19 protein-coding genes are annotated in these 18334 nt (G+C 65.8%); 15 read left to right on the forward strand and 4 right to left on the reverse strand.

Annotation, left to right across the window (positions count from 1 at the left end):
- The first annotated feature begins 93 nt into the window (after positions 1 to 93).
- Both thiC and ACVILH_RS00530 read left to right on the forward strand, forming a co-directional pair.
- Entirely contained in the window at positions 94 to 1995 is a 1902-nt protein-coding gene (gene thiC, locus ACVILH_RS00525; protein WP_456711129.1) for a phosphomethylpyrimidine synthase ThiC, read from the forward strand.
- 165 nt (positions 1996 to 2160) lie between these two features.
- Positions 2161 to 2550, forward strand: coding sequence for a RidA family protein (locus ACVILH_RS00530; protein WP_456711130.1), 390 nt, complete (start codon positions 2161 to 2163; stop codon positions 2548 to 2550).
- 298 nt (positions 2551 to 2848) lie between these two features.
- Here the strand turns inward: ACVILH_RS00530 and ACVILH_RS00535 are convergent, their stop codons facing one another.
- Positions 2849 to 3193 (reverse strand): hypothetical protein, encoded by a 345-nt coding sequence (locus tag ACVILH_RS00535; protein WP_456711131.1) that lies wholly within the window; start codon positions 3191 to 3193, stop codon positions 2849 to 2851.
- 968 nt (positions 3194 to 4161) lie between these two features.
- Between ACVILH_RS00535 and ACVILH_RS00540 the strand changes: the two genes are divergently transcribed.
- From ACVILH_RS00540 to ACVILH_RS00550, 3 genes are all read left to right on the forward strand, one after another.
- Positions 4162 to 5481: an acyltransferase family protein gene (locus tag ACVILH_RS00540; protein ID WP_456711132.1), complete on the forward strand. Its 1320-nt coding sequence runs from the start codon at positions 4162 to 4164 to the stop codon at positions 5479 to 5481.
- Positions 5482 to 5650: 169 nt separating this feature from the next.
- A complete protein-coding gene (locus ACVILH_RS00545) occupies positions 5651 to 5905 on the forward strand; it encodes a hypothetical protein (protein WP_456711133.1) in 255 nt (84 codons plus the stop codon).
- Positions 5906 to 6096: 191 nt separating this feature from the next.
- Positions 6097 to 6366 (forward strand): hypothetical protein, encoded by a 270-nt coding sequence (locus tag ACVILH_RS00550; protein WP_456711134.1) that lies wholly within the window; start codon positions 6097 to 6099, stop codon positions 6364 to 6366.
- A gap of 28 nt (positions 6367 to 6394) precedes the next feature.
- Here ACVILH_RS00550 and ACVILH_RS00555 read toward each other — a convergent pair whose 3' ends face one another.
- Entirely contained in the window at positions 6395 to 7018 is a 624-nt protein-coding gene (locus ACVILH_RS00555; RefSeq protein ID WP_456711135.1) for a glutathione S-transferase family protein, read from the reverse strand.
- 111 nt (positions 7019 to 7129) lie between these two features.
- On the opposite strand from ACVILH_RS00555, the gene ACVILH_RS00560 reads away from it, so the two are divergent.
- Positions 7130 to 7633: a mismatch-specific DNA-glycosylase gene (locus ACVILH_RS00560; RefSeq protein ID WP_456711136.1), complete on the forward strand. Its 504-nt coding sequence runs from the start codon at positions 7130 to 7132 to the stop codon at positions 7631 to 7633.
- A gap of 1265 nt (positions 7634 to 8898) precedes the next feature.
- Here the strand turns inward: ACVILH_RS00560 and ACVILH_RS00565 are convergent.
- The gene (locus tag ACVILH_RS00565; RefSeq protein ID WP_006615597.1) at positions 8899 to 9339 is read right to left on the reverse strand and encodes a hypothetical protein; all 441 of its coding nucleotides are present in this window, start codon (positions 9337 to 9339) and stop codon (positions 8899 to 8901) included.
- A gap of 429 nt (positions 9340 to 9768) precedes the next feature.
- Between ACVILH_RS00565 and ACVILH_RS00570 the strand changes: the two genes are divergently transcribed.
- Together ACVILH_RS00570 and ACVILH_RS00575 are read left to right on the forward strand one after the other, a co-directional pair.
- Positions 9769 to 10038: a helix-turn-helix domain-containing protein gene (locus tag ACVILH_RS00570; RefSeq protein WP_456711137.1), complete on the forward strand. Its 270-nt coding sequence runs from the start codon at positions 9769 to 9771 to the stop codon at positions 10036 to 10038.
- A gap of 161 nt (positions 10039 to 10199) precedes the next feature.
- Positions 10200 to 10751 carry a collagen-like protein gene (locus ACVILH_RS00575; RefSeq protein WP_456711138.1) on the forward strand — a complete coding sequence of 184 codons (552 nt, stop codon included), beginning with the start codon at positions 10200 to 10202 and terminating at the stop codon, positions 10749 to 10751.
- A gap of 27 nt (positions 10752 to 10778) precedes the next feature.
- Here the strand turns inward: ACVILH_RS00575 and ACVILH_RS00580 are convergent, their stop codons facing one another.
- On the reverse strand, positions 10779 to 11051 hold the full coding sequence (locus tag ACVILH_RS00580; RefSeq protein ID WP_456711139.1) for a DUF2277 domain-containing protein: 273 nt from the start codon (positions 11049 to 11051) through the stop codon (positions 10779 to 10781).
- Positions 11052 to 11144: 93 nt separating this feature from the next.
- Here ACVILH_RS00580 and ACVILH_RS00585 point away from each other — a divergent pair, with 93 nt between their 5' ends.
- The 7 genes from ACVILH_RS00585 to ACVILH_RS00615 all read left to right on the forward strand — a co-directional run bounded on the left by ACVILH_RS00585 (position 11145) and on the right by ACVILH_RS00615 (position 18324).
- Entirely contained in the window at positions 11145 to 12215 is a 1071-nt protein-coding gene (locus tag ACVILH_RS00585; RefSeq protein WP_456711140.1) for an alpha/beta fold hydrolase, read from the forward strand.
- 18 nt (positions 12216 to 12233) lie between these two features.
- Positions 12234 to 12587 carry a hypothetical protein gene (locus ACVILH_RS00590; protein ID WP_456711141.1) on the forward strand — a complete coding sequence of 118 codons (354 nt, stop codon included), beginning with the start codon at positions 12234 to 12236 and terminating at the stop codon, positions 12585 to 12587.
- A gap of 46 nt (positions 12588 to 12633) precedes the next feature.
- Complete coding sequence (locus ACVILH_RS00595) at positions 12634 to 13023, forward strand: DoxX family protein (RefSeq protein ID WP_456711142.1); 390 nt, start codon at positions 12634 to 12636, stop codon at positions 13021 to 13023.
- A 21-nt stretch (positions 13024 to 13044) separates the two neighbouring features.
- The gene (locus tag ACVILH_RS00600) at positions 13045 to 13650 is read left to right on the forward strand and encodes a pyridoxamine 5'-phosphate oxidase family protein (protein ID WP_456711143.1); all 606 of its coding nucleotides are present in this window, start codon (positions 13045 to 13047) and stop codon (positions 13648 to 13650) included.
- A 167-nt stretch (positions 13651 to 13817) separates the two neighbouring features.
- Positions 13818 to 14942 carry an efflux RND transporter periplasmic adaptor subunit gene (locus tag ACVILH_RS00605; protein ID WP_456711144.1) on the forward strand — a complete coding sequence of 375 codons (1125 nt, stop codon included), beginning with the start codon at positions 13818 to 13820 and terminating at the stop codon, positions 14940 to 14942.
- Positions 14939 to 18016 carry an efflux RND transporter permease subunit gene (locus tag ACVILH_RS00610; protein WP_456711145.1) on the forward strand — a complete coding sequence of 1026 codons (3078 nt, stop codon included), beginning with the start codon at positions 14939 to 14941 and terminating at the stop codon, positions 18014 to 18016. The genes ACVILH_RS00605 and ACVILH_RS00610 overlap by 4 nt, the downstream gene beginning before the upstream one ends.
- The gene (locus tag ACVILH_RS00615) at positions 18013 to 18324 is read left to right on the forward strand and encodes a DUF3240 family protein (protein WP_456711146.1); all 312 of its coding nucleotides are present in this window, start codon (positions 18013 to 18015) and stop codon (positions 18322 to 18324) included. The genes ACVILH_RS00610 and ACVILH_RS00615 overlap by 4 nt, the downstream gene beginning before the upstream one ends.
- Positions 18325 to 18334: the final 10 nt, after the last annotated feature.

An 18334-nucleotide genomic window follows, 5' to 3' on the forward strand; every position in this document is an offset into this window, starting at 1 on the left:
CCAGCCGCTTCAACACATCGCGCCTCGCCCTCTCGCCTCTGAACTCCGCGCCCGCGCTCGGCCCGGCCGACAAAAATTGACCAGGAGGATCCCATGAACATCCGCTCCAATCCCGACACCACCCTGCCCGCCGTCACGACAGGCCCGCTGCCGTCCTCGCGCAAGATCTACGCGACGCCTGATTCCGCGCCGGACCTGCGCGTGCCGCTGCGCGAGATCATCCTGTCGGAAGCGGCCAGCGAGCCGAACCTGCCGGTCTACGACACCTCCGGCCCCTACACCGATCCGACCGTCACCATCGACGTCAACGCCGGCCTGCCGCGCAATCGCACCGCCTGGGTCAAGGAGCGCGGCGGCATCGAGGAATATGTCGGCCGCGACATCAAGCCGGAGGACAACGGCAATGTCGGCGCCGACAAGGCGGCGAAGGCGTTCACCGCGCATCACAAGCCGTTGCGCGGCCTCGACGGCCACAAGATCACCCAGCTCGAATTCGCCCGCGCCGGGATCGTCACGAAGGAGATGATCTACGTCGCCGAGCGCGAGAATCTCGGCCGTAAAGTCCAGCTCGAGCGCGCCGAGGCCGCGCTCGCCGACGGCGAGAGCTTCGGCGCGTCAGTCCCCGCCTTCATCACCCCGGAGTTCGTGCGCGACGAGATCGCGCGCGGCCGCGCCATCATCCCCTGCAACATCAACCACGCCGAGCTGGAGCCGATGATCATCGGCCGCAACTTTCTCACCAAGATCAACGCCAATATCGGCAACTCGGCGGTGACCTCGTCCGTTGAGGAAGAAGTGGACAAGATGGTGTGGGCGATCCGCTGGGGCGCCGACACCGTGATGGATCTCTCCACGGGGCGCAACATCCACACCACGCGCGAATGGATTTTGCGCAACTCGCCGGTGCCGATCGGCACCGTGCCGATCTACCAGGCGCTGGAGAAGTGCAACGGCGATCCGGTGAAGCTCACCTGGGAGCTCTACAAGGACACGCTGATCGAGCAGTGCGAGCAGGGCGTCGACTACTTCACCATCCATGCCGGCGTGCGGCTGCAATACATCCACCTCACCGCGTCGCGCGTCACCGGCATCGTCAGCCGCGGCGGCTCGATCATGGCGAAGTGGTGCCTTGCGCATCACAAGGAGAGCTTCCTCTACACCCATTTCGACGAGATCTGCGACATCATGCGCAAGTATGACGTGTCGTTCTCTCTGGGCGATGGCCTCCGCCCCGGCTCGATCGCCGACGCCAACGACCGCGCCCAGTTCGCCGAGCTGGAGACCCTGGGCGAGCTCACCAAGATCGCCTGGGACAAGGGCTGCCAGGTCATGATCGAGGGCCCCGGCCACGTGCCGATGCACAAGATCAAGATCAACATGGACAAGCAGCTCAAGGAGTGCGGCGAGGCGCCGTTCTACACGTTGGGGCCGCTGACCACCGACATCGCGCCGGGCTACGACCACATCACCTCGGGCATCGGTGCGGCCATGATCGGCTGGTTCGGCTGCGCCATGCTGTGCTACGTGACGCCGAAGGAGCATCTGGGTCTCCCCGATCGCAACGACGTCAAGACCGGCGTCATCACCTACAAGATCGCCGCCCACGCCGCCGACCTCGCCAAGGGCCACCCCGCAGCCCAACTGCGCGACGACGCCCTCTCCCGCGCCCGCTTCGAGTTCCGCTGGACCGACCAGTTCAACCTCGGCCTCGACCCGGACACCGCGAAGAGCTTCCACGACGAGACCCTGCCGAAGGAAGCCCACAAGGTCGCACATTTCTGCTCGATGTGCGGCCCCAAATTCTGCTCGATGAAGATCACCCAGGACGTCCGCGACTACGCCGCCACGCTCAATGACCCCGCGACGGTTGGCATGACCATCTCCGGCACCATCGAGGACGGCATGGCCCAGATGAGCGCCAAGTTCAAGGAAATGGGCGGCAGTGTGTATCTGGACGCGGAGAAGGTGAAGGAGAGCAACAAGGCGTTGTCTTGACGCCCTACTCTCTCGATCGTCATGGCCGGGCGCAGACCCGGCCATCCATCAAAGCCGGGCGCAAGCCCGGCTTTTTTGTATGATGGTCTACGAAGTGGCGCACCGCACACAGATGGCCGCAGCGCCCCCTCGGAGTGACCTGCTCGATACTCATATGGAGACGTCATGCCCATACACCACATCTCCGCCCCACCGCGCATCAAAGCCCCACCACTCTCATTCGGTACCCGCATCGGCGATCTCCTCTTCATCTCCGGCATTCCCGGTTTCGACGCCGGCGGCAACCTGCCCGATGAGTTCGAGGAGCAGTTCGCCAATGTCGTAACCAACTTCACGCGCGTGCTGACCGAGGGCGGCGCCGGCATCCGCGATCTCGTCAAGGTCAACGTGCTGCTGACGCGCGCGGCCGATGTGGCGGTGATGAACCGGCTCTATGCGGCGGCGTTCGGGCCGGCGCCGTATCCGGCGCGGACGACGTGCGTGGTGGTGGCGTTGCCGGATCCGAAGATGCTGATTGAGATCGAGGGGGTTGCGGCGGTGGTGACCAAGGCGTAGCAGTTTAGCGAGGCGGCAAGGGCACTCTAGCTACTTGCGCGGGTGCGCGTGAATGTGCCCTCTCCCCTTGTGGGAGAGGGCATGTAGGGAGGTGCGGCGGGCTCGGTTGGGTGAGGGGTATGCTTCCGCGAGTCGAGCTCTCGGAGAGAGACCCCTCACCCGACAGCAGGCGTTGAGAGGCCGCGCATGCCCTCTCCCGCAAGGGGCGAGGGCGCTGTATAGCACGGCGCGGTGCTGGGCCGCGTTACGCACAATGGCTGTAGCACCAGTGACGCCGCGCCCCCGACCGTCCACCGAGCTATGGGACGTTGATCTGCTTCCTGCTCGTGGCACCGATCACTTCGATTCCCTTTGTGCCGCGCACATGGGTAATGTCGAGAACAACATGATACGGTGCCGTCTGCGGCAGACCCGGGCCGCTTTGGCAACCGACGACTTCGATGCCCCAATAGTCCGGTTGCCGGATATAGATCAGCGGATGCAATTCGACCTTCATCGTCACCCAGGGCTTGGTGCCGGTGACGATCAGGAAATAGGTGTTCGACACGATGCCCGGCACCACGGTCGCGCTGTCGAACGTGATGATCCTGCACGAGGTGGACTGAGGTAGAGCCTCAAATGCCTTGAGATGCGCCTCTTCCATGACAAGCTCCCTTGAAATGACACTCAAAAATTCACGGGATGAAACAGCCGCCCATCCTAAGCTCTAGACGACATTATTTACAACCATTGATTACTCTACTATGTTGACGAGATCGATGTCCTCATTGTCAGAGGTCCCAATGACGACGCGTCGTGTCACGTGGATGCTGTGCACCCTGATCGGCTTTCCCGCGGCTACGCTTGCTGGCGAGGCGCCTCGATCGGCCGTCAGTATGAGAGTGGCCCAGTCCACGTGCGAGCAGGTCATTTCCTGCGGCCTCAAAGACGGCAAGTGGAAGGAATATCCGACGCCTTGCGCGGCGAGAGATGACGGCGCAACCAATGTGAGGCCGAAGACAGGCCAGAGCTGCGAGGCAGCAACGAAGTAGTCGCTTGGGTAGAACGAGGACAGCGACTTTCAGTGCGGCTCAATGCTCGCACGGCAATGCTGACTGAGACTGTCCAGCGCGGGAGTCGCGCATCTCATCTTTGGACTTTAAGGTCTGGAGATCTACTTCGAGGCGTATGGATGCCCCGTCATCGTAGAGCTTCGCAAAATGAAAGAGGGCATGTAGGACAGTGCGGCAGGTTCGGTTGGGTGAGGGGTATGCTTCCGCGAGTTGCGCTGGCGGACAGATACCCCTCACCCAACCGAGGGCGTTGAGAGGCCGTGCATGCCCTCTCCCGCAAGGGGAGAGGGCGCTGTATTGCGCAGCGCGGTGCTCGGTGACAGCGCTCATGAGCAAGCCGTGAAGACCGCTCTCGGCCGCCGGCGCCCGAGCTGCACGCATTGAGCCCGATCAGCACCGAGCGGAGCTCAGATCGCCAAGCCCCGCCCACACCCGCCCACTCCTGCCGCAACCCAGCGTGGTGCCGCCGCGCGCGCCACTATTTCTCCTCTTGCGCCACATTTAATTTTTAAATATCATAAAATGATCCGAAACATTATATCCGAAAATATCCCGATTAATGTTTTATATCTGGCCGATCCATGCCCTGCCCGGCCTCCTGCGCGATGCCGCATTGGCGCTGCGCGACGGCATCCGGGATGCGGTCCGGGCGCAGGTGTATCCGCTCGGCTATGTGCCCTCGCATGACGGGATGCGCGGGCTGATGACGTTGGGCGTGGTGACGGCGCATGTGTCGCATACGTTAGTGCCGGGCGCGGTACTGTATATCGACCTGTTCTTCGTCGCGAGCGCCTATTACATCACCGGCCTGTTGCTGCGGGATGTCGACAAGCACGGCCATATCCGGTTCCGCGAGTTTTATGCGCGGCGCTTCGCGCGGATCGTGCCGCCGCTGCTCTTGATGCTCGCGGCCTATCTGCTGTTCACCTGGCTGCTGCGGCCGCCGTTCCTGCCGGCGCTGGAGCGCGCGGCGATCGCGCTCTCCTACGTCGCCAACTACTGGTACGTGTTCGATCCCAAGACGATCGAGGACATCGGCCATACCTGGACCTTGTCGACCGAGGAGCAGTTCTATCTGCTGTGGCCGCTGACCTTCGCGCTCTTGGTGAAGCGCTTCGGCGTGACCTGGCGGCTCGTCGGCGCCATCTGCGCCATTGCGGCTACGATCTGGGCGTGGCGGGTGGCGCTGGTGCTGGATGGCGCGGAGTGGCGGCGGCTCTACACCGCCTTCGACACCCGCGCCGATGCGCTGATGGCGGGCTGCGCGATGGCGGTCGTGCTGCGGCTGGTGCCGCACGGCGCTTCCCCTAAGCTCGACCGGCTCTGGCCGAAGCTGGCGTGGCCGCTGCTGCTCTACTGGGTCACGGTCACCTTCCTGTTCTGGCCGGCGGACGGGCCGAGCATGAACTACTATTTGTTCGGCAGCATGGTGTGCGGCGTGCTGCCCGGCATCCTCGTGCTGACCATGCTGGCGCGCAGCAGCGGCACGATTCTCCACCGCGTCTTCGAATGGCCGGTCGCGATCCTGCTCGGCCGGATCTTCTACGGCATCTATCTCTGGCACCTGCCGATCCTGAACTTCCTCGACAGCTACGGCGTCTGGTGGCCGCTGCGGCTCGCGATCGGCCTGCCGCTGTCGATCATTGCCGCGACCCTGTCCTACGCGCTGCTGGAGCGGCACTTCCTGCGCCGGCGCTCGCCGGCCGTGCCGCCGCAGGCCGCGCAGCCGAACAGCCACGCCGCGCAGGTCCCGATGCCCGCATCGCGGTTCAGGCCCGAGCCGGCCGCCAAGCCGGACCTCGGCTTCGTCTCGCGCCAGGCAGCGCCGCTCGACGCGGTGAACGGGCCTGCACGTCAGCGGTCGGTGATCCGCCGCTGAGCGGAGCTCTCCGGCACGCGTCGCCCGGTTTCAATCGACGCGATCCCGATTGCGCCGCTCATCGCGCGGATTTGACGCATGATGCGGCCATCACTGCCTTCAAAACGAACGACGCCGCCGCGACAAGGCGCCCGATGGCTGGGGCCTGTTTGTTGCCGGAGTTTTCCTGATGTCTCGTTTCACCACAATCGGTCTTGCGTGCGCCTGCGCCATCGCTGCGCTCGCCGCCGCCCCGGCACAGGCCGGCTATTACATCCTGCGCTGGGAGAACACCGGCATCTGCCAGGTCTGGAGCGAGGCGCTCACCTTCAGGCCGCTGCAATGGCCCTCGCGCTACCAGGTCATCAGCCGTCCCGTGCCGACCTTCAACGATGCCGTCACCCTGCAGGTCAGGCTGCGCCGCCAGGGCCGCTGCACACTATGAACGCCGAGGGGCACTGCGCCGTATCGGCGCACGTGCCGGACACTCTCTGACTCACTGACATCGCTGTGAACGACCGACGTCTGTGCCTTGCCTTGCGGGCGCTTTTGTCGCACCACTTCGGCCCGGCGGCCGCGCGTCCATCGCGCGTGCCGCCGCAGGTGATTTGGTTGGTTCGTTTCAGGAGATTGACGATGCGCCGCTTGACCTCTCTCGCCGCTGCCGCCGCGTTCGCCGCTGCCTCGGTCGCCGCCCCCGCTTTGGCCGCACCGGCGGCCAAGAGCGGCTACTACGTGATCCGCTGGGACAACACCGGCATCTGCCAGATCTGGAACACCGATCTGCAGTCCAAGCCGGTGGAATGGCCGTCGACCTACAAGGTCGTCTCCAAGCCGGTGCCGACCTTCGTCGAAGCCACCAACATCCAGCTCAAGCTGCGCGACGAGCGCCGCTGCTTCCTGTAAGCGGCGCGTCAGGCGCGGCCGATCCTTATCAGGCCGCGCCGGCGACCGGGCTCGCCTGCATCGGCACGAAGCCGGGCAGCGCGGCGATCCGGGCCAGCCATGCGACGACGTTGGGATAGGGCGTGAGCGACACGCCGCCCTCCGGCGCGTGCGCGGTGTAGCTGTAGAGCGCGATGTCGGCGATGGTCGGCGTCGCGCCGGCGAGGAACGGCCGGGTGCCGAGCTCGCGCTCCATCACCGCGAACAGATTGTTGGCGATCTGATGCGCCTTGGCCATATCGAGCGGGCCGCCGAACAGCGTCGCGATCCGCGCCGCCGCGGCGCCGAAGGCCAGCGGACCAGCCGCTGCCGACAGCCAGCGCTGCACCTGCGCTTGCCCCAGCGGATCACGCGGCCACCAGCGCCCGGAGCTGTCATAGCGACCGGCGAGATAGACCAGGATCGCATTGGAGTCGGGGATCACGGCGTCGCCGTCGACCAGCACCGGCACCTGACCGAACGGATTCAGCGCGAGGAAATCCGGCTGCTTGTGCGCGCCGCCCCTGAGGTCGACGTCGACGAGCTCGCACGGCAGGCCGAGCAAGCTCAGCATCAGCCGCGCGCGGTGCGCGTGGCCCGACAAGGCGAAGTGATACAGACGGCGTTGCGACATCAGGTGCTCCCATGGCTGTGCCGCATGGTCTATGCCGAGGCCACCCGATCAACAACGCCGCCCGGCATCAATGGCTTGTTGCAGACAGCGCAATAATGCGACAAGCGCGCGATGGACCGCCTGCCCGATCAGCTCCAGCCCGGCCTGCGTCTCGTCTTCGTCGGCACCGCCGCCAGCGAGCGCTCGGCCGCGACCGGGCACTACTATGCGCATCCCGGCAACCGCTTCTGGCGCACGCTGCACGAGGTCGGCCTGACGCCGCGGCTGTACCTGCCGGCGGAGTTTCCAACGCTGCTGTCGCTCGGCATCGGTTTCACCGACCTGTGCAAGCTCGGCGCGGGGATGGATCATGTCGCGCTGAAGGCCGGCGTCGATGTGGCGGGCTTCGTGACGAAGATCGTCAAGCATCAACCGGCGACGGTGGCCTTCACCAGCAAGAAGGCCGCGAGCCTGTACTACGGCCGCCCGACCAGCACGATCGCGCTGGGACGGCAGCCGGAGCAGGATGATTTTCCGACCACGTTCGTGCTCGCCTCGCCGTCCGGCGCGGCCTCGGGTGCGTGGACGTTGCAGCCATGGCGCGAGCTGGCGGAGCATGTGGGAAGGAAGGCCTGATACGCGGTGCTCATGACGATCGGTAGGGTGGGCAAAGCAGCCGCCCGCAGGGCGGTCGCGTGCCCACCATGCATCCGCGCACTCAGCAGCAAGGTGGTGGGCACGGCGCGGGATGCAGCGTAGCAAGCCACGCGCACGCGGGCGCGCCTTTGCCCACCCTACGGGCCTGACGCTCGCAACTGGTTAGTAGTCAGCATCATGATCATGGCGAAAGGCGATGATCTGAATATGATGCGAGCAATGCCAGTTATTGCGCCCTCTCCCCTTGCGGGAGAGGGCATGTATGACAGAGCAGCAAACTCGCTTGGGTGAGGGGTATGCCTCAACAAGCACAACTCACGGAAAAATACCCCTCACCCAAGCGAGTAAGTTGATAGGTCGGGGATGCCCTCTCCCGCCCTGGCGAAGCTATGGTTCGCCTTGGGGGAGAGGGCGCTGTATCAGATAGCGCGATGCTCGGCGGCAGACGCTCTCGCATGTCGTGCAACGTCGAATGCGGATCTGGGCCAATTAGAGATGGGCCAGCCCGGCCCACCCGACGGGCACTCCACGCATACATCCCATGCGCCAACTGCCCGTCGTGTTGGTTTGTCGCAGCGATCAGCCCTTGCCATGTCGGGCAAATCAGCACGATGCTCTCGCTCAACCCGCCTCATGCAGAGGGACGTACGCGTCGTCACGATACGTGGAGGTGGGCCGCGGTGGACGCGATCGCTGCGCTGGACGGGCGCAAAGCGGTTGCGTACGGCGAATTCGTGATGTCCTGATACCCCGAAGCTGGTATCACGCGCGCGGGTGCGAATTGCCTCCCGTGCGTCATGGTGGCCAAAACGCCGGTGCACCAGGGAGACCACGTATAAGCCGTCAGACCATCCGCGCAGGGAAGGCCGGGATGTCCCAGCCGAGCCTGTGGTTCTGCCGCGTGCTTTTCTTGTTGCACGCGGACCATGGGAGCGGCGAGCTCCCGGTCTTCCCTGCCCCTCTCGGGATTTCGACGGGGCGACGACGAAGCATCCCTCGCGCAAGATGTGCGGCGAGAACGTGGGGTCGTGCCTGCGTGACGCCGGCGCCGACCTCATCCTCCGTGTCGTCCCGGACAGGCGCGCCGCGCGCGCCGATCCCGGACCCATAACCCCAGGGAGACGTTCGTGGCACAGATGGTCGACCTGCCGCGCCAAGCCACATTCCCCGCAGCGCATGGCTCCCGGCTCGAGGCCGGGACGACGTCGTTGTTAGTCAGGAGGCACCGACCATCAATGCCGCAACTACCTGATCGTGATCGCCAGGCCCGACAGATCGACATTGGCCAGCAGGCCGATCTGCTCGCCCGAAAGCTCGAGCACGGCGCCCTTCTGGTTCGTCAGCACGATGCCGCGCACGCCGCGGCCGACGGCGAGGCCGGCGCCGGCGGCGCCGTAGACGCCCTCGACATCCGACGGACGCCAGATGTTGCTGACGCGGCCGCGCAGCACGGTGCGCGAGCCGCCGAACACGAGACCCCAATCGAGACCGCCGGTCGACAGCGGATAGGCGCGGCCATGGAAGTTCAGCACGCCGCTGCCGCCGGAGCCGCCGATGATCCATCCGGCCTTGTAGATGGTCAGCGTGATGAAGCCGCCGTCCGCGCGCGCGGCGCCGGGCAGGACGGCAAAGGCTGCGGCCGTCAGCGCCACCGCGAGACCACGGACGAAGGATGCAATTCTCATGGATGAAGTCTCCAGCGAAGTGAACTTGAGGTAATTCGATGGCCACGTGTGACGATCGCGGCCCATCAAGCGAATCGATCCGGCCGAATTTAGCCCTTCGCGCGGCAGCGCGCATGCCGCGCCGCGACTGTGTTCGAAATGCCGCCCTCGCCAGACAGCGACGATTGCCAACCAGCGCCTATCCTGGTCGCATCCACCTCGCCGCATCGCTCGCGTGGCAAAAGGACGGCGACGCCGGCAAAATGGGCCGAGACCCCAGCGAAACCAAGGCCATTTCGGGGTATTCGGCGCTCCCAAGGCGGCCGGAGGCGGATGTTAAGGCGCCGTTAACCTTGTCCGACCACGGTGATTTACGGGCTGGATGTTCAGTTGGTCTCGATGTTTTCGCGTCGTTTTCGGTTTCGGCGCGGGCGTTGATCGGGAGGAGTTATGTCACAAGAGTTGTCAGCCGATGCCGCAAGTCCTTCACTCGTACCCCTCGTCATGCCGCCGTCTCCGTCTGCGGCGGAGGTCCTGCCGCTGTTGATCGGCACGCCGCTGTCCGAGATCGAGCGCGAGCTCATCGTTCAGACATTGGTCCGCTGCAACGGCAATCGCACCCACGCTGCACGGCTGCTCGGCATGCCCGTGCGGACCTTGCGGAACAAGATCCGCAGCTACACGGCCGACGGCATTTCGGTGCCGGCCTATTCGGCCTGAGACGACGGCGGCCACGCGGTCTTCCACGGCGTGGAACTCATCAGGATGCGACGCCGATTGATGTTGATCAGTCGGCCTCGCAGCCCGCCTGCAATTGCTGCGATCATCACGGCTCTGTTAGGCTTTGCCGCGAATCAGGGATGTGGTGTGGAGTTGCGGTAGTGGCAAAGAACCCGGCCGGACGCGGCCTGCAGGGCCCGGTGGGTCCACGTGGCCCGCAGGGGCAGCCCGGACGGCGCGGGCCGGATGGCCAGCGCGGCAAGCCCGGTCCCGACGGCAAGGCAGGCCCGCAAGGCAAGCCAGGTCCACAAGGCAAGCCCGGACCGCAGGGGCCGCGCGGAGAGCAAGGCCCGCCCGGCAAGCCAGGCCCCGAGGGACCGCAGGGCCCGCGTGGCGAACAGGGACCTCCCGGCACGCTGCCGACCATCGATCAGCTCATGCCCTGGCTGGAGCAGATCTTCGCCGCCTATGACGACTACAAGCGCAACCGGGATCGCGAGGCGCACGAGCGCGACGCGCAGCTGATCGCGGTGCGCGACATCTTCGCCGCCACCGAGCATGACGAGGCGCTCGAAGAGGCCTTCGAGGACGACGATCCGCACGAAATCGACATCCCCAAAAAGAAGAAAAAGAAGAAGCACAAGAAAAAGAAGAAGCACGGCAAGCACGCCGCCGAAGAGCGTGGCGAAGACCACGGTGACGACGAGTTCTGAGGCGCGACCGAGCGGACGCGGCGGGCTTCAGCCTTTGCCGAACCTGGTCGCAGAGCGCTCGCGCGCCTTGGCCGCCTCGATCTCGCGGTCGCGCGGCGGCGCCTGGGTGTGCAGCGAGGTCAGCAGCCGGCGCGCGGCGTCGGCGACCTCCTCGACCGCATGTGCGAAGGCGGCCTCGTTGGCCTGTGACGGCGCGTTGAAGCCGGAGAGCTTGCGTACGAACTGCAGCGCGGAGGCCTGAATCTCGGCCTCGGTCGCTGGTGGCTCGAAATTGAACAGTGTCTTGATGTTGCGGCACATGACGGGATCAATCCGGTGCTGAACCAGGTCGGGGATCGTGCTATCATGCTCGTGACGCGGCCGCAAAGAGCCGCGCTCTTGCAGGGGGATCCGATGCTTCGACCGTTTGCCGCCGTCTTCGCCGCCGTCATTCTTCTTTGTGCGGGACTTGGCGCCGCCGCAGCCGCCGACTACCCCGCCCCCAAGCAGGGCGATGTGATCGTCAAGGACTTCAAGTTTCACACCGGCGAGACGCTGCCCGAGCTGAAGCTGCACTACACCACGGTCGGCGAGCCGACCGGACAGCCCGTGCTCGTGCTGCACGGCACCGGCGGCTCCGGCGCCAGCATGCTGGTGCCGACCTTCGCCGGCGAATTGTTCGGCAAGGACCAGCCGCTCGACGCGACCAAGTACTACATCATCATCCCCGACAGCATCGGCCACGGCCAATCCTCGAAGCCGTCCGACGGGCTGAAGACCAAGTTTCCGGCTTACGACTATGCCGACATGGTCGATGCGCAGCACCGGCTGCTGACCGAGGGCCTCGGCATCAAACATGTGCGGCTGATCATCGGCAATTCGATGGGCGGCATGCACAGCTGGGTGTGGGCGACGCGCTATCCGGAATTCATGGACATCGCGGTGCCGATGGCCTCGCAGCCGACCGAGATGGCGGCGCGCAACTGGATGCTACGCCGGATCATGCTGGAGACCATCCGCAACGATCCCGACTACAATGGCGGCAACTACACGGCGCAGCCGCGGATGATGAAATATGCCGTCACCGCCTATGGCACGGCGACCGCGGGCGGCACCCTCGCCTATCAGATCGCGGCCCCGACGGCGGCCAAGGCCGACAAGATGGTCGAGGAGCGGCTCGCCCAGTCGGTCCCCACCGATGCGAACGACTTCATCTATCAGTGGGAGTCCTCGCACGACTACAATCCCTCCGCCGATCTGGAGAAGATCAAGGCCACGGTGATGCTGATCAACTCGGCCGACGACGAGCGCAATCCGCCGGAGACGGGCATCACCACGGATGCGATGAAGCGCGTCGCCAACGGCAAGGTGCTGCTGATCCCGGCCTCCGCCGAGACGCGCGGCCACCTGACCACGGGCAACGCGAGGTTCTACGTCGAGCCGCTGCGCGAGCTGCTCGCCACGGCGCCGCAGCGGGGGATGTAGTCCGGGATGGAGCTTCGCATGCGCGCAACGATCCTGGCCGCTCTGACGCTCAGCTCGCTGGCCTGCGCGCGCCTCGCGCTGGCGGTCGACAACGGCCAGTTCGACAACGTTCCCCCTGACGTGCGCGCCTGGTTCAAGAGCGTGATCGCCCCCAACGGCGTGCCCTGCTGCGACATCTCCGACGGCCACCGCACCACCTATGACGTACGCGACGGCACCTATTGGGTGCCGATCGAGGGCCGCTGGATGGCGGTGCCGGAGCGCGCCATCATCCGCGACCGCGGCAACCCGATCGGCGAGGCCGTGGTGTGGTACGTTCATCACCGCGGCGACATCGTCATCAGCTGTTTCGTTCCCGCCGATGCCGTCTGACCTGCACGCAAGATCGCCGCTTGCCCCACAAGACGACCGGACGCGCATGGTCATGCGCTGGGTGATGGCGGCGTTCTACATGGCGGCGGGGATTGCGCATCTCGCGATCCCCGAGCCGTTCCTGCGCATCACGCCCTCGATCGTTCCGTTTGCCCCTGAGGTCATCATGATCACCGGGCTATGCGAGATCGCCGGCGCGTTGGCGCTGGTCACAGGGCCGATGCGGCGCTGGGCGGGGATCGGGCTCGCAGCCTACGCCGTTTGCGTCTGGCCCGCGAATTTCAAGCATGCACTCGATGGCATCGACCTGCCTGTTCTCGGCAGCAGCTGGCTCTATCATGGCCCGCGCCTGGCGTTTCAGCCGGTGCTGGTGTGGTGGGCGCTGTACAGCGCGGCCGTGATCGATTGGCCTTGGCGTCGTAAGGCCGAGCAGTAGGATGCGAACAGGAGCAACGTCGTGAGCAACCCAGCCAATGCCGATCTCGCTGCGATCTATCCGCAGCCGCAGGAGCGCGTGATCGCCAAGGTGCGTCCGGCGCTCGACGCTCACAGCCGGAAGTTCATTTCGCTCTCGCCGTTCTGCGTGATGGCGACATCCGGCAAGGATGGCAGCGTCGACGCCTCGCCGCGCGGTGGCCATCCGGGGTTCGTCCACATCGACGGCGACCATCGGCTGCTGCTGCCCGATCGCCCCGGCAACAACAGGCTCGACAGCCTGAGGAACCTCTCCGAGGGCACGGGTCAGGTCCAACTCATCTTCTTCGTGCCGGGACTCATCGAGACGCTGCGCGTCGGCGGCACGGCCTCGGTGTCCGCCGATCCCGATCTGCTCGGCAAGCTGGAGGAGTTCGGCAAGCCGCCGCGGAGCGTCGTCAGCATCGCTGTGCAGGAGGTCTACTTCCATTGCGGCAAGGCGATCATGCGCTCCAAGCTGTGGGCGCAGGACGCGCAGGTGCCGCGCTCGACGATGCCGAGCATCAGCGAGATCATCCACGATCAGACCAGCCTCGGCGCGCCGGAGCCTCAGGAGGTTACCGACGCGCGGTGGCGCGAGCAGCTTTGAGAATGCCATCCATTCGCAAACTTACGTCAGCGTCGCGTCATCTTTCCTAGTCCATCAGTGGCGCGCTCGCAGTCGCGAGCCCACATGTTGATGCAGCTCAGCAGCCGCCGACGCGGTCCGGGCTAGCTGATGACCTGTCGTTTTGAAAGCTGGAAACGAGCTCAGTGATGCCCGCGCCACGTGCTGCCTATCTTGCGCGACCTTGCCGTCTGGCAGGCGCGCTGCTCCTGATCGCCTCATGCGCGACGCCCTCGGCCGTGTCGGCCGAGGATGTGAAGCTCACACCGGCGCAGGCGCAGAACCTCGGCATCCGCGTCACGCATCCGATCTCGAGCCGGAGCGACAAGACGCTGCCCTACCCGGCGCAGATCGTGATACCGACGCCGCAATTGTGGGTCGTCAGCGCTCCGGTCTCCGGCATGGTCACCAATCTCGCGGTCGCGCGCGGCGATCGGGTCAGTGTCGCACAGCCGCTGCTGACGCTCGAGAGCCCGAGCTTCGTGTCGTTGCAGCGCGAGTACCTACATGCACTCGCCCAGGAGGCTCTCGCTACTCAGCAGTTGAAACGCAATGCTGACCTGTTCGAGGGCAAGGCGATCCCGCAACGTGTGCTGGAGTCCAGCCAGGCCGAGGCACGTCAGGCCAGCATCACGGTCGCCGAGCGACGGCAGATGCTGCATCTCAGCGGCCTCTCGGACAAGAGCATCGGGCGCCTGACCGATGAGGCGGCGATCAGCGCGACGCTGACCGTGAACGCGCCGCAGGCGGCCTCCGTCGTCGACATCATGGTATCGCCGGGCCAGCGCATGGAGCAGGCCGCGCCGCTGGTGAAGCTCGCGCGGCTGTCGCCGCTCTGGGCAGAGATCGCGATACCTGCCACCAACATCGGCGCCATCAGGACCGGCGCACGCGTCGACATCGACGGCTACGCGACGCCGGGCCGCGTCATCCTGGTCTCCGAGACCACCGACGCCGCAACGCAGACCATCCTCGTTCGCGCCGAGATCCCCAACAACGGCGAGCTGCATTCCGGCCAGACTGCTGCGGCACGGATCGGATTCATCTCGGCGGGCGAAAGTGCCTGGGAGATTCCCTATAGCGGCCTCGTCCGCCGCGGCGAGCAGACCTCGATCTTCGTCGCCACGGAAGGCGGCTTCCGTCAGGTTGCCGTCACGCTGCTCGCAGAGGATCAGGACCACGTCGTCGTGTCCGGACCGATCACCGAGAAAGACGAGGTCGCCATTGGCGGCATCTCCGCGCTGCGCGGCATTCTCTCGCGGCTGGGGCAATGATGCTGCAGCGGCTGGTCGCCTTCGCGCTGTCGCAGCGGCTCTTCGTCGTCCTGAGCGTATTGCTGCTGCTCGGCGCGGCCGCCGTGTTCCTGCCGACCCTGCCGATCGATGCGTTTCCGGACGTCTCGCCGGTTCAGGTCAAGGTCATCATGAAGGCGCCGGGCCTCACGCCCGAGGAGGTCGAGCAGCGCATCACCGTGCCGATCGAGCTCGAGCTGCTCGGCCTGCCCAACAAGAGGATCCTGCGCTCCACGACCAAATATGCGCTCGCCGACATCACCGTCGATTTCGAGGACGGCACCGACATCTATTGGGCGCGCAATCAGGTGTCGGAGCGGCTGTCGAACATCTCCCGCGATTTTCCCGAGGGCGTCAGCGGCGGGCTTGCGCCGATCACGTCTCCGCTCGGCGAGATGTTCATGTTCACGATCGAGAGCCCGGAGCTGTCGCTCGCCGAGCGGCGCAGCCTGCTCGACTGGGTGATCCGTCCGGCGTTGCGCACGGTGCCCGGCGTCGCCGACGTCAACGCGCTCGGCGGCTACGTCCGCGCCTATGAGATCGTGCCGCGCAACGACGCGCTGGCGGCGCGCGGCATCTCCTCCGAGCTGTTCCGCAAGGCGATCGAGGCCAACAGCCGCAATGACGGTGCCGGCCGCGTCAACCAGGGCGAGGACAGCGCGCTGGTGCGGATCGAGGGCAGCATCCGCGGCATCGAAGACATCAGAGCCATCGTCGTCGACACCCGCGACGGCGTCCCGATCCGGGTCAGCGATGTCGCCCGCGTCAAGATCGGCGCGCTCACCCGCTATGGCGCGGTGACCACCGACGGCAAGGGCGAGACGGTCGAGGGCCTCGTGCTCGGGCTGCGCGGCGCCAATGCCGGCCAGCTGGTGCGCGACGTGCGCGCGCGGCTGGAGGAGTTGAAGCCGTCGCTGCCCGCCAGCGTCAGCATCAACGTGTTCTATGACCGCAGCAGGCTGGTCAACCGCGCCGTCGGAACGGTGGTGCGGGCGCTCGGCGAGGCCACCGTGCTCGTCATCGTGCTGCTGCTGCTCTTCCTCGGCAATTGGCGCGCTTCGCTGGTGATCGCGCTCAGCCTTCCCTTGGCGATCGTGATCGCGCTGCTGGTGATGCGCGCCGTCGGCATGTCGGCCAACCTGATGAGTCTCGGCGGCCTCGCGATCGCGATCGGCATGCTGATCGACGCGCTCGTGGTCGTGGTCGAGAACATCGTCGGCAATCTCGGCAAGCATGATCCCGGCCGAACCGCGCCCCTGATCCACGTCGTGTTCCGCTCGGTGTGCGAAGTGTTGCAGCCGGTCGCCTCGGGCGTGCTGATCATCATCATCGTGTTCGTGCCGCTGCTGACCTTGCAGGGCCTGGAGGGCAAGCTCTTCATCCCCGTGGCGCTCGCCATCATCTTCGCGCTGGCCGCCTCGCTGCTGCTCGCGCTGACGGTGATCCCGGTGGCGACCTCGTTCGCCCTCAAATCGGCTTCCCATGAAGATCCGCTGTTGATCCGCGCCGCGCAGCGCATCTATACGCCAGCGCTCGCCTGGGCGCTGGACAATGAGCGCAAGGTCATCATGGCGGCCGTCCTCAGCCTGGTCGCGGCTGGGTTCGGCTACAGCCAGCTTGGCAAGACCTTCATGCCGACGATGGATGAAGGTGACGTCATCGTCAGCGTGGAAACGCTGCCCTCCGTCAACCTCGATGAATCGCTGGCCATCAATGCCCGGCTGCAGACGGCCTTGATGAAGGTGCCCGATATCGCGGGCATCATCGCCCGCACCGGCTCGGACGAGCTCGGCCTCGATCCGATGGGCCCCAACCAGACCGACACCTTCCTGGTGCTCAAGCCGGCCGACCAGCGGCAGAGCGAGAACAGGGACGGGCTTCTACAGAAGCTTCGCGACGTGCTGTCGGACTTTCCCGGCATCTCGCTGAGCTTCACCCAGCCGATCGACATGCGCGTGCAGGAGATGATCAGCGGCGTGCGCGGCGACGTCGCCGTGAAGATCTTCGGACCCGACATCACGAAGCTCAACGAGATCGCGGCGAAGCTGTCGGCGATCCTGTCGAGCGTGGAAGGCGCGGAGGACGTCTACACCACCTTGAACGAAGGTGCGCAGTACTACACGGTCACCGTCAACCGGCTGGAAGCCGGCCGTCTCGGCCTGTCGGTCGATTCGATCGCCAACGCCTTGCGAACCCAGATCGAGGGGCGCACGATCGGCACCGCGCTCGAAAACGGGCGGCGGACGCCGATCCTGGTTCGCGGCAGCGAGACCACGCGCGAGGCGCCGACGCTTCTGGCGATGCTGCCGCTGACATTGGCGGCCGGACAGCACGTGGCCCTGTCGCAGGTCGCGCGCATTCAGCGCGTCGACGGCCCGGTCAAGATCGACCGCGAGGACGGCAATCGCATGAGCGTGGTGCGCAGCAATGTGCGCGGCCGCGACATGGTCGGCTTCGTTCAGGCCGCACAGCAGAAGGTGGCGGGCGAGTTGCCGCTTCCCGCCGGCTATCGGCTGACCTGGGGCGGGCAATTCGAGAACCAGCAGCGGGCCGCCGCGCGGCTTTCCGTCGTGGTGCCCGTCGCGATCGGTCTGATCTTCGTGCTGCTGTTCACGACGTTCGGCTCGGTACGCCAGGCCCTGCTGGTGCTGGTGAACATTCCCTTCGCGCTGATCGGCGGCGTGTTCGCGCTGGTGTCGACCGGAGAATATCTCTCCGTGCCTGCCTCCGTCGGCTTCATCGCCCTGCTCGGAATCGCCGTGCTGAACGGGGTCGTGCTGGTGTCGTATTTCAACCAGCTCCGTGCGCACGGACTGTCCGAGCAGCGCATCGTCGTCGAGGGCGCCAGGCGCCGCCTGCGTCCGGTGCTGATGACCGCCAGCATCACCGCGCTCGGGCTGATCCCGCTGCTATTTGCGACCGGTCCGGGCTCCGAGGTACAGCGTCCGCTGGCCATCGTGGTGATCGGCGGATTGTTGTCGTCGACGTTGCTGACCTTGATCCTGCTGCCGATCCTGTATCGCCGCTATGGGGCGGCGAAGAAGGAGGCGATGTGACGAGCCAAGCCTTGTGCCTGACGCTGATCGCGCCGCGCGAGCTGCGCGACGAGCTGTTCGATTTCTTGAGTGAGCAGACGGATCTGGTTTCCGGCTTCACCGCCTCCGATGCCGCCGGTCACGGCGCCCGCGTCCGGCTGCGCACGACGGCGGAGCGGGTCAAGGGCCATGCCGACGAGGTCGTGGTGAGGATCGTGCTGCAGGAAGCAGACAGCGAGCGGCTGCTGGAGCGGCTCAGAAGCGCCTTCGCGGGCACCAAGCTGGTCTATTGGGCGATGCCGGTGACGGCCTTCGGGATGATCGACTGAGCCCGCGCGA

The sequence above is a fragment of the Bradyrhizobium sp. USDA 4353 genome (assembly GCF_054063215.1).